A 12,111-nucleotide genomic window follows, 5' to 3' on the forward strand; every position below is an offset into this window, starting at 1 on the left:
GAAGAATTCTGAGAAAATTCTCCTGCTGTTAAGGAGGATATTTATTTAAAAACTGTATTAAACCAGTTTTTAATCGTAATTAGTTCAGTTACTAACCAAAAAGGCGGTGTCATTGGTGCCCACTTCTGCGGTTGGCGCCGGTGAGCCTTTAGGCACCACCTGGATCTTAATAGCTTCCAGGCGGTAGCCGAAACCTTCGGTTCCGGCACTGGCGCCATTTTTAGCCCAGCCCATCCAGCCGATGTTTTCGGCGTGTACCTGATAGTAAATATCACACAGCTCGGCGTCGGCTCCGGTCAGGCTGATGCGGATGCCTTCCAGGCGTTTTGATTCGCCCTCGGTGCCGCTCATGGCGCCGTTGGTCCGGAGCTCCTGCCAGCCGATGTCCTGGACATGGGTCTGATAGCTGATGCCCACATCGTAGCCGGCATTATCGACATTGATTTTAATGCCTTCCAGACGCAGGGACTTACCGGTGGTGCCGCTCATGGCGCCGTCTGTTTTGAGCTCCTGCCAGCCGATATTTTCAACATGGGTCTGGTAGCTGCAGTTAATGTTTCCGGTGACAAAAGATCCCTCGGTTGTCCCCGGGGCGGTCGCATCTTTGGCCACCACTTTGATTTCAATGGCTTCCAGCCGCAGGCTGAGGCCTTCGGTGCCGGCGCTGGCACCGTTTTTGGCCCAGCCCATCCAGCCGTAGTTCTCAGCGTGGACCCGGTAATAGATGTCAAATTTATCGGCGTCATTGCCACTCAGCTTCATCTGGATGGCTTCCAGGCGTTTGCATTCGCCTTCGGTGCCGCTGAGACTGCCATTGCTTTTAAATCCCTGCCAGCCGATATCCTGAACGTGGGTCTGGTATGTCACGCCCAAATCTTTTCCCGGGGCATCGATGTTGATCTTAATGCCTTCCAGGCGTTTGCATTCGCCGAAGGTGCCGCTGGTTTCGCCGTTGCTTTTCACTGCCTGCCAGCCGACATTTTCGATCTGAGTCTGGTAAGTGCAGTTAACGGTTCCGGTATCGGCTTTGGTTCCCACCACTCCGAATTCGGAGAAGGCGTTGACTTTAAAGGTCAGTGCTTTTCCGTCGGCGGATAAGGTTGGGATGATCCATTCCACCGTGCCGTCGGTTTTCTTGTGATAGATACGGTAGTCAGTATAGCCCTGCTGGTCGTCGCCCAGGGGGATAGTCAGCGTCACAAAGCTGTCGGGATTGCTGTTGAATGCAGCCAGGTCCGCATCACTCATGTCGGGCTTGATGCTGTAAAGGCTGATGATGGTGACGTCTTTGATCCCAGCTGCGATCGCGGCTTTCTCTGCCTCTTCATTTTTATCTGAATCATCTGTTTCCGCGATAACTTTAATGCCTGTTCCGGTTGGCAGCCCAACGACTTCAACTCCGGTTGCTTCATCTTTTACGGTCCCGCCGGTATCTGGTATCGGTATCGGGATTGGTGCCGGTGTTTCCAGTACAGCAATCCGTTTTTCTGCTGCTTCCAGTGTGCTAAGATTATTGACCAGTGCTTTCTGGGTATCATTTAAAATATTATACGCATTTCTGGCTGCGATGACGTCGGACTTGTTGCCCAAGGTCAGTTTATCGGGTGCCGGCAGAGCGGTAATCTGATCAACAACGCTCCGAGCTGCAACCTGATCCTTAGTAATTTTAACAAAATTTAACGTATATTCTATGCTTTCATTTCCCAGTGTGGACTTAATCGTAACTGTATCCCCGGGTTTGGCAGTATAATTTTCATTTCCATTGGATGTGGCCCCGACCACTTCAGTAACGGCAGTGCTATCTAGTTTTGTAAAACTAATCCCAATTTCCGCTGTCTCTTCCAGTATTTCCAGATTATACTGGTATCCATCCGGATCGAAGGTCAGATTTCCGGAGGTTACCGTAATATTTTTCAATTTCGGTGTTGGTTTAACCACGGTTATGGGGATTTCCACTTTTACATCATTGACCCCTGCCACTCCTTTTAATAAAATTGAAGAAAGGGTTGCTGTCATTGTTACTGTTTCATCTTTGGCAATTGGTCGCTTGACGGTTCCATAGGAAGCCATCACTGTATCATTACTGGTTTCCCAGGTGATACCAATCCCAGTATCCCCACTATTTTTTGTTCCATAAGTGGTATTTCCGACATCGTCACAATAACCACGGTAAACCATCTGCAAGCCAGTGGTAACGTATTTCGCATTCAGATTATCTTTTTTAATTTGATCAAACGACAACTTTTCGCTTAATTTTTTTATTATTTCATTTTCCGCATCGATTTCTGCTTGGATTACCGGCAAAACCAATGTATCAAATTCCAAGGTTTCAGAATAACCGGCTTTGGTGATCGTGGCGATTAATTTTCCGGTGGCCGCTTCCTCATTTACAGCCGGTCTTAGGACCTTGCCCCGATATGTATTCACTAGAATCGACGCATTGGTGGAAGACCATGCAATATCAACATCAGACACACCCGTTTCGTTGGTATTGTTGCCAATCAGGCCTAGATCATAATCGATATTTAATAAGTCTGCACTCTCGCCAGTATCCATTTCTTTGACTTTGCCGATATTCTGGAGATAATTCTTTACCGCTTCGACATCCTTCTTTGCATTGTCATATTCTTCCTGGGTGAAAGCACTCACCGTCAATTCAATGTTAACGTTTTTACTATCTGCCGTGCCGGGATGACCGTACATTTCCATATAAGGACTTGGTTTTACAGTGGCAGTTAGTGTCACTTTTGCATCCGGCTGCTGATATGCCGGACGCGTCACTGTCCCGGTATTGCTGATAACCGCTGTATTGGATGAACTCCAAGTAATATCGGTGGCATATGAATCCCCGGTTGTTGAAAGGATTAATCTTGTTTTTACACTGTCTGGTGTGGTATTGCTGCTTTTTATTTCATCCCAGGTTAGTTTAAGGGCATCATCATCAACAGTTTCCTGAGCTGTCATCACATGAGCCGGTACGCTTACCTTAACGGTGCCGGAATCACTCTTTCCCAGTAAATCAATCATAAATGCAACATCTTTATTCTTTTTCGCGGCGCTCCCATAGGTAATGGTGCCGTTGACATCAACCTGCGGCTGACTGGATACATCCGTCAGGGTGATGGTACTGCCCAAAGCCACCTGATCTGCCTGTGCCTGAAGCATGGCAATGAGATTGGTGTCAGTCCCTTCCACTGGTTTCACGGCGGCTGCTGTCAGAGCTGTCTTAATAGCCGCAATGGCTTCGCTGATTTCAGTATCAGAATATGCCTTTACAATGACTGGAAAAAGCTTGGTTTCTTTAGCACTACCTTTTTCGATAGTTGCTGTCAGTGTTACCGGCTTATCATCTTTTCCTCTGGTTATTTTTCCATCTGGTTTTACACATGCATCACTGCTGGTCCAACTGATTATCGTCTTTCCGCTTTCGCCCACAGTGGGAAGCGTTAAATTTACGGATGTTTCAGTTGGTATGCTCAGTCCGACCTTATCGCCGGCTACAAGAGTTTTGTCCGCCTCAACATCGGACTGAGTGACAACGACCTTTGCATAGGCTCTGGTGATATCAGCCTTTTTACTGCTGAGCGTATAGGTACCGGGTTCACTAAAACTAATGGTTGCCTTCCCCTGATTATCCGTCACAATCTCCGTTTCAATGGTTGCTGACGCGCCATCCTCAGAGGACAATATAGTCGCCCCGGAAATCGAAAGACTTTCTCCCCCCATTGTATTTCTGCCCAAAAGGGTAAGACTAACTGCTTCGCCCTGGGTTACAGCGTATTCTTGTTTTTGAAAATAGGAATAAAAGGCTGTTCCGGGATAATTCATGGCATAAATAGTAATCACATCACCATTTTTTAACGGACAATCGGTCATGCTGTAACCCATCCCATTTAGTGCTGGATATTCGTCGTTCACCATGTACATCCAAAAATGGCTTCCATCGTTAACTTCTGTGCCATTGGCATACATGCCGCAAATTTGAGACAGATTCGAATAGGCAAGGCCAATCATGGTTCCCATATCCGCAGCCGTCGTTCCCCAACTGTCTGTTAAATACTGTGCCAGTACATGCACCGGTGTATCAAAACCCGGATCTGTTTGACCGCTTAACCCATAATTCTGAAACGTCTTATGGGTTTGGGGCATCGTTACATATGTCAGGGGAATCAATGTGGAATCCATGGACTCTACCCGAATCCCCACTGTTACCGAATTATTTTCTTCTGCCGATACCGGTTGAAAAAAACATAATACCATCATTAAAATCACCAGCAAACTCACAGCCTTTTTTAGTCTTACCATTTTCATTACTCCTTATGATCCTTATTTTTGTATTGCCAATCTTTTTTCGCATAATTTTAATATGAACTAATCGGTCGATCTGTTTCTTCTGCCCAGTCTTTATCGACGATGTATTCCCCGGGCTGTTCTTTAAAACTTTCTTTTAGCGGACTTTTTTTCAACAGATATTCATAATCACGTAGGGGCATATTCATTATAATCGGCGTTGGCGAACTGCCAAACACTCCGAAATTCACCCGCTCTTCATTGCCGTTTAGCGAATCAAACACTACCCGGTTGATTTGTATGGGTGACTTCTCTTTTTCCATTTTTGCGATCATATATCTTTTAATTTTGTGGTCCAGGTAGGCAATCACCCTATCATTGAGGTCGGCACTGAAAATATGGATTTTTTCAATGAAATCCGTCATATCGGTAACAACCCGGATCCGATAGGTGGGGAATAATTCCAGGGTTTCTCTGGTCAGATCTTCTTTTGCCTCGTTTTCTGTTTTCAGCGCTTCATTATTTTTCAGATCCAGAATAATGGTGAATTCTTTTTCCATATCCTTATAGACCATGGAATAGGGGTTGCGAAACCAATAGCGGCACTCTGGGCAGGTGAAATCAAAAATGCGGCCATTGAGCACCTCATCCCGTAGGGATGTATCCAGAGTGACATTAATGACCTCAAAGGCCTCAATGTCAAAATACTCCCCACAGTTGGGGCACGTTTGAGCAACTATTTTTTTCATTGCCATTTCAAAATCTCCTAAGCTTTCTTATTTTTTAAACAAAAAAAGAACTCCCATCCAAGCCAAAAAAGGCCTGTGACAGAAGTTCCAGAAGTTGCTGTAGAACTTTACTTGATATGATCCGTATTTGCGTTGGATCACACCTGTCGATAAAGAATGAGTATCCGACTGAAGCCCTGGGGGCAATCACGGTAGCGCATCTGTTTGGGATTTCCACCCATATTCCTCTTAGGTAAAAAAAGCAATATTGCTTTTTACCACGCCTACTTATTTTCGGCATTCATTTATCATTCAGTTGAATTATCATCTGATTTTATACAAAAATTAATCTTTCTGCAAAAAACCAAACTAAATCTCAGTTATTCAATTATGTTCGTAAGCGGTTTTTTAAATCGTATTTAACATACAAGCAGAGTGTAACATTATCATTTTAAAATTGCAATCGTTTTTTTTCGAATATCTATTCCTTGATTTTTAAACTCTTCAACACCGCCGCCGCAAAATCCCCGGGATCCTGCTCCCGCCACTGTTCGTTGGCAATGACCTCATAGGAAATGGTTTTAATGGTAGGCACACTGAGAATTTCCGTCATGACCTCATCCAAAGGAATCAAACCTTCCCTGGGAATCCAGTGGCGATCAACCTCAAAATCGTTATCCGACAGATGCAGGGCCTTAATCCTTTGTTTGCGTTTTTTCAGGATCCGACCGGAATTCTCGGCTTCCAGATAGTCATGGGAGCTGTCGTAGCACATGCCAAAATGGGGGGCATCGATTTCGTCAAGCAGATATTCCAGCAGGTACTGTCGGGACACATTTTCGACGGCCAGATCGATACCGTATTTCTCGGCGGTGTCGGCCAGTTCGGAAAAAAAGGCACGGCCCTTGTCGAGGTCCGGCTCAAATGCTTCCAAATCACAGGTATGCATAACCATGGCCGGAATATCAAAATCCTTGCAGTCTTTGACATAGCTTTTAAAAAGGGTCAGCTTCGGCTCGATTTGAATCCGCGATTCCTCCCAGATATCGTTATAGCCGATAAATGGCAGATGAACATTGGTAATGCCCAGTCCCTGCTTGCGGACAATTTCCGGGAAATCTTCTTTTCTGATGCTCCAGGGTTCTTCTTCATCCTCCCAGGAAATCATCGCTTCGTCAAAACCCGCATCCGCAATAATCTTGATGCGGTCTGCAAAGGGCATAAAATATCCATACCAGGAAAACATGCTGTATTTCATATGATACTCCAATCTTGTAAATTTATTGACTGATGGTTTCGACAGACTCGATCGTGTATTTTTCCTTACTGAACACCAGATCCGTCAGGATCGATAAATACTTGATGACCACTGCCAGAATGGCGAAGACGCCAAAAAATCCGCCGGCGATCACCAGCATCATGGAGGTATAGCCCGAAATAACCTGATCGGTGACGTAACTTATCAGGGTATAAACCCCAATACCAAAGGTCGCGACCATCATTAAAACTGCCGCGGCAATGGACATCCGGTAGGCAATATTGGTAAAGAGCATCAGGGAATCTGTGGCCATTTCTTTGCGCAGATATTTTGTTTCTTTATTGTAGCGCTTGGCACACAAAGGATCATTGTCATACTCTATGGTGTCTATTTTTAACCCGCAGTTGGCATAGACCGCTTTGCGGTAAGGAATGGTTTTGCTCATGGAATGAACCCGATTGATGGCCCTGCGGGACAATACCCGAAAATTCTCGGTTCGCAGGGGATGGGGGCCCGGGGCATAATAGTTAAACAGAGCATAAAATAATTTCGACGATTTATGCCCGCAATTTTTGGGCGCGGCATTGACAATGTCAAAGCCGGTCAGGGAGCGTTCATAAACTTTCATCATCAGCTCTGGTTCATAATCCATAACCATGTTGTCAAACTCGAACACAAAATCCCCAATGGAAATGTCGATGCCGGCATTCATGGACAGTTCCACCCCCTGATAAAAGCTCATGTTCACCACATTGATAACTGTTCCCGGGATGGTTTTAGCCACGGATCGGATAATCTCCAGACTGTTATCGGTTGACGCATCATTCACACAAATAATCTGGTATTTGTCAAAATTGTTTTTTAATACCTCATGAATTGTTTCTAAAAAACCGGCGATCCGAGCTTCATCATTGTAGACATAGATTACGGCCGAGACAAAGTTTTTTTCTTTACTTATTTTTTGCACATCAATCATTTTTTAGCACCTCATCCAAATCATAAACGGTATTGATTTTCCCCGACAAAACGGAAACAAAGGTCGGCTCCTGGCTGGCGGTTTTAATCACGGTCGGCCGGGAATCATCCACTTCTGAAGCTTTGAGAATCGGCTTCATTGAAAACAGCGACCCCTTGTACTTAAAGCCATACTCATCCTTCAAGTATTTTTTCGCCATACTGGCCATGTACGGCCATGCCGATTCCGGTTTGGCCTGGCAGTCATTGCAGTTTCCCAATTGACTGGGACTACAATAGCCGTCACTTTTTTCCTGACAGGCAAATGTCGGCAGGCTTTCAAAGGAGGATACATGGGGCGTAAAACTCACCGAAGTCAGGGAGTGACAGCCGGTTTTTCCAAACGGCATAATTGAAAAAAAGGGCCCGTCCATAACCGTAATCCCCACGTCCAAAAGCTTGCCGGTGGGCTCGCAGAGAATAATTTCGCAGAGCTCATATTTTATCTTAAAGGGCTCCGCGCCAGCCAGATTCAATATCTGATTGGCGGAACCATAGGTGGCGTTTAAAAGAAAGCCGGTTTGAAAAGACTGGCCATTGTCCAGCATAATTTCATAGGCATCGGCATGCTTGATGATCTTCTCAATCCGCACCCCATATTTTATTTCGGTCCCGGGCTGTTTGGCCAGCTTGTCCACAAAATAATCCCTGAGGATCTGCGCGTCAAAGGTGTATTCCCTGGTGAGAAAAGCGCCGTCGCAAAGAGCATCATTGAAATATTTCCCCGGAAACAGCTCTTCACAGGGAATCTCGGCAGCTCTGCAAAATTGCGTGAATTGTTCGCGATTGGTCCAGCTGAAACTCTCGCCGGTGGCGTAAACCTGGTCGAAGCCGCTGTGAATGCAAAATTCATAGTCTTTGACAAAGCGATTAAAATACTGGGCGGATTTTATGGCCGTGGCATAAGACCTTGGGTAATGATAGCCCATATGAACCCGGGCCTGATTGATATAGGTGGCCCGTTTAAAGGGTGCGTTTTCCCATTCTAAAACCAGCACCTTTTCGCCTTGTCTGCCGCAGAATTCAGCGGCATAAAGCCCATAAAGACCGGCGCCGATAATAATTTTATCATACCTCATAAACGTTTTTCCATAACCCTTGGCACAAAAGCGTTCACCGCGTTAATGACGGCTTCAAGCTCGGGATCCGTCATGCCGTAAAACAAGGGCAACGACAGAATCTCATCGGCCAGACACTCGGTGATGGGCAGGCTGCCTTTTGCCATATTCAGATAGGCATAGGCCTCGGAAAGATGGGGCGGAATGGGGTAATGAATGATGCTGCCAATGCCCTGTTCTTCCAAATACTTCATGAACTCATCCCGGTACGGGGTGGTAATCACAAACTGATGCCAGACGTTTTGGGTATCCCGGCGCACCTTCGGAAGCGTGATCACCGGGTTGCTGATGTTTTTTAAATAAGCATCGCAGACCCGCTGGCGGTCCGCATTAAGGGCATCCAAATAGTTCAGTTTAACGTTAAGCAGCCCCGCCTGGAGCTCATCCAACCGGGAATTGGTTCCGACCACCTTGTTATAATAGCGTTTTTCACTGCCGTAAAAGCGAAACATTCGAAATTCTTTGGCCAGGGCCTCGCTGTTGGTGGTAATGGCACCGCCATCGCCAAAGGCCCCGAGATTCTTCGACGGGTAAAAGCTGAAGCAGCCAATATCCCCAAAGGATCCCGTTTGTTTACCCTTATAGGTGCCGCCATGGCTCTGGGCACAGTCTTCCACCAGTTTCAGCTTGTATTTATCGCACAGTGCCACAATTTTATCCATTTCGCAGCTTTGTCCATAGAGGTGCACCACCAGTATGGCCTTCGTTTTAGCGGTGATTTTTGCTTCTATTTTATCGGCATCAATGCTGTGATACGCATCCGGTTCCACAAACACCGGGGTTGCATCGTTGATGGTAATGCCCATAACGCTGGCAATATAGGTATTTCCCGGCACAATGACCTCGTCTCCCAAACCAATACCGAGGATTCGAAAGGACAGCCAGAGCGCATCCAGACAATTCCCCAGACCCACACAATAATCCGTGGTAATATAACGGGCGAAATCTCTTTCAAAGGCATCCACTTCTTTTCCCAGCACGTAGTTTCCGCTTCGCAGGATCTCCAATGCCTTGGCTTCGTATTCTTCCTGGTGTTCATTGTAATGTCTTAGTAAATTATTTGCAGGTACCTTCACGGTTGCCTCCTCTTCTGTCATGATCTGGAACTTTTTCGGTCTTCCCTGATAAATTCCGATTTCAAGAAATGAATCTGTTTAAGATAGGATACCACAGTTTTAATTACTTTAACCTTAGTATCGTAGTCATCCTCCCAGACCACCGGAACATCATGGACTTCAAGTCCCATGCGTTCGGCCCGGAGCAGCAGCTCCACGCAATAAAACCAGCCATTGTCCTGGCTGGAAGCGGCCACAAGGTTTTCAATGGTTTCTTTTCTGAAGAAATCAAACCCGCACAGGGCATCCGAAAAATGATTTTTAAAAACAATGTGTAGCAGCGAGTTCAGTCCCCTTGAGGTAAATTCCCGGGAGGCCTTGCGTCCGACCACCTGGGAATCTTTCATCAACCGGGAGCCCTTGATAATCTGCACCTGGGGCTGGTTTTCGAAAATTTCCTTGACATCCCAGAGATGATCGATTTTGGTGGATAAGTCAATGTCCATGTAGCCGACGATTTCACAGGTATTGTCGGCTACTCCGGTTCGCACCGCGACTCCCACTCCCCGTTCCGGGGTTCTGAGATAATGGACCTCCGGATATTTTTCGCAGAGGCGCTGGCTGATGGCCGCGGTTTCATCGGTTGAACCATTGTCGATAATGGTTAACTGATACTCAAACAACTTGTTTCGTTTCAGAAAAATCAGAGTTTTTAAAATGCCTTTTTCCAGGCGGCGTTCTTCGTTAAGAACCGGAAATAATATATTTACCTTCATTGTTTTTCACACAATTTCGGAATATTGATATCATAGGGGGGATAGACCACGCCCTTTTCGGTAATAATCGCCGTGACATTTTGGTGGGGGGTGACATCAAAGGCTGGGTTTTCCATGGCGACGCCGTCGGGTGCCACCTGAATCCCGCAGATGTGGCTGATTTCCCGGCAGTTGCGTTCTTCAATGACAATTTCATCCCCGGATTTCATGGAAAAATCAATGGTTGAAGTTGGGGCGGCCACATACATCGGAATCCCATGGGCCTTAGCCAACACCGAAACCGAATAGGTGCCGATTTTGTTGGCCACATCCCCATTGGAAGTAATCCGGTCGGCCCCGACAATCACACCGTCGATTTTGCCTTGCTTCATCATCCAGCCGGCCATGTTGTCGGTGATCAGGGTTACCGGAATGCCATCTGCCTGGAGCTCATAGGCCGTCAGCCGGGCCCCTTGCAAAAAGGGTCTAGTCTCATCCGCATAAACCGAAATGTTTTTTCCGGCATCATGGGCAGCCCGAATGACCCCCAGCGCCGTGCCGTAATCCGCGGTGGCCAGGGACCCGGCGTTACAGTGGGTGAGTATGGTATCCCCATAATGAATCAGCGCAGCGCCGTGTTGGCCCATGTCCCGACACATTTGAATATCTTCGGCACAAATATCCTGGGCTTCCTTTTCCAGAAGCTTTACAATGGCCTTGATGTCCTTATCTTTATTCTTTTCAATCACGTCTTCCATGCGTTTAATGGCCCAGAATAAATTGACGGCGGTGGGACGAGTGGCGGCCAGGCAGCTGGTGACCTCTTTCATTTTACTGAAAAAAACCTCCTTGGGCTGATCGGCATATTCGCGGGCGCCAAAATAAACGCCGTAGGCCGCGGTAACGCCGATGGCCGGGGCGCCCCGGACGATCATATCGACAATCGCCCTAGCAATTTCCCGGTAATCCGAATAAGAGTAAACAATAAATTCGGTGGGCAGCTTGGTCTGGTCAATAAGTTTTAATAAACCATCTTCATAATAAACCGGTTTCAAACTTATACCTCAAGCTTATCAATGAGTTTAAAGATAAGCGCCTTTACTTTTTCTTCGTTTTCTTTGAGAACCGCCAGCACCGCGTCGTTGGTTACCGGCGAAATGTTGGGGTGTCCTTCCAGACCTGCGTCATAATCGGTGACCAGGGCAATATTTACCACCGGAATGTCCTGTTCCATGCACAGATAGCCTTCGGGATACTGGGTCATATTAACCACGTCCGCGCCCATAATGGCAAACATCCGACTTTCCGCCACTGTGGAAAAACGGGGGCCGTTGATAATGATGACGGTGCCGCCGTCATGAACGGTGATGCCGCATTCTTTGCCGGATTCCAAGGCCAACGCCCGGAGGTTCTGGTCATAGGGATGGGCCGAGCTGATATGATTAACCTTGGGTTTTTCAAAAAATGTGTCCTTGCGGCCCGAGGTCATATTAATAAACTGATCCGAGATCACAAAGTCACCGGGTTTCATTTCAAATTTCAGACTGCCCACACAGCAGGGTGAAATGATGGCCTTAACCCCCAGACTTTTAAGGGCAAAGATGTTGGCCCGGTAATTAATTTCCGAGGGATTGAGGGTATGGTCCTTGCCGTGACGGGGTAAAAATGCCACGGTTTTATCGCCGACCTTAACCAGACTAATCTGATCCGAAGGATTGCCGTAAGGGGTATCCACATCAATTTTTTTCACATCCGTACTTAATTCATAAAGACCTGAACCGCCAATAACACCAATATCTGCACTATAATACATAATTTTCTCCTTTGTTTATTAAATGTTTAGGCAATTGCAAAACTGCCGTGAGCTTCGCTGTCAGTTTCGCACGAAACAAT

The 12,111-nt window shown here is 46.6% G+C and carries 9 protein-coding genes; all 9 read right to left on the reverse strand.

The genetic code is table 11. The features are described from left to right. Positions 1-84: 84 nt before the first annotated feature. The 9 genes from AKG39_RS18590 to mtnP all read right to left on the reverse strand — a co-directional run bounded on the left by AKG39_RS18590 (position 85) and on the right by mtnP (position 12,031). Positions 85-4,305 carry an immunoglobulin-like domain-containing protein gene (locus AKG39_RS18590; RefSeq protein ID WP_050741909.1) on the reverse strand — a complete coding sequence of 1,407 codons (4,221 nt, stop codon included), beginning with the start codon at positions 4,303-4,305 and terminating at the stop codon, positions 85-87. Between the two features lie 56 nt (positions 4,306-4,361). Next, positions 4,362-5,045 (reverse strand): CpXC domain-containing protein, encoded by a 684-nt coding sequence (locus tag AKG39_RS18595; protein ID WP_050741910.1) that lies wholly within the window; start codon positions 5,043-5,045, stop codon positions 4,362-4,364. Between the two features lie 454 nt (positions 5,046-5,499). Continuing rightward, positions 5,500-6,276 carry a sugar phosphate isomerase/epimerase family protein gene (locus tag AKG39_RS18600; RefSeq protein WP_242852670.1) on the reverse strand — a complete coding sequence of 259 codons (777 nt, stop codon included), beginning with the start codon at positions 6,274-6,276 and terminating at the stop codon, positions 5,500-5,502. 22 nt (positions 6,277-6,298) lie between these two features. Next, positions 6,299-7,252 (reverse strand): glycosyltransferase, encoded by a 954-nt coding sequence (locus AKG39_RS18605; protein WP_050741911.1) that lies wholly within the window; start codon positions 7,250-7,252, stop codon positions 6,299-6,301. After that, the gene (locus AKG39_RS18610; RefSeq protein ID WP_050741912.1) at positions 7,245-8,369 is read right to left on the reverse strand and encodes an FAD-dependent oxidoreductase; all 1,125 of its coding nucleotides are present in this window, start codon (positions 8,367-8,369) and stop codon (positions 7,245-7,247) included. Before AKG39_RS18610 ends, AKG39_RS18605 begins: the two co-directional genes overlap by 8 nt. Beyond that, on the reverse strand, positions 8,366-9,484 hold the full coding sequence (locus tag AKG39_RS18615) for a DegT/DnrJ/EryC1/StrS family aminotransferase (protein ID WP_050741913.1): 1,119 nt from the start codon (positions 9,482-9,484) through the stop codon (positions 8,366-8,368). The genes AKG39_RS18610 and AKG39_RS18615 overlap by 4 nt, the downstream gene beginning before the upstream one ends. 17 nt (positions 9,485-9,501) lie before the next feature. After that, positions 9,502-10,239, reverse strand: a complete 738-nt coding sequence (locus AKG39_RS18620; protein WP_050741914.1) for a glycosyltransferase — start codon at positions 10,237-10,239, stop codon at positions 9,502-9,504. Then, positions 10,236-11,273: an S-methyl-5-thioribose-1-phosphate isomerase gene (gene mtnA, locus AKG39_RS18625; RefSeq protein WP_050741915.1), complete on the reverse strand. Its 1,038-nt coding sequence runs from the start codon at positions 11,271-11,273 to the stop codon at positions 10,236-10,238. The genes AKG39_RS18620 and mtnA overlap by 4 nt, the downstream gene beginning before the upstream one ends. 2 nt (positions 11,274-11,275) lie before the next feature. After that, positions 11,276-12,031 carry an S-methyl-5'-thioadenosine phosphorylase gene (gene mtnP / locus AKG39_RS18630; protein ID WP_050741916.1) on the reverse strand — a complete coding sequence of 252 codons (756 nt, stop codon included), beginning with the start codon at positions 12,029-12,031 and terminating at the stop codon, positions 11,276-11,278. Positions 12,032-12,111: the final 80 nt, after the last annotated feature.

Source organism: Acetobacterium bakii, assembly GCF_001263355.1.
Taxonomy (GTDB): domain Bacteria; phylum Bacillota; class Clostridia; order Eubacteriales; family Eubacteriaceae; genus Acetobacterium; species Acetobacterium bakii.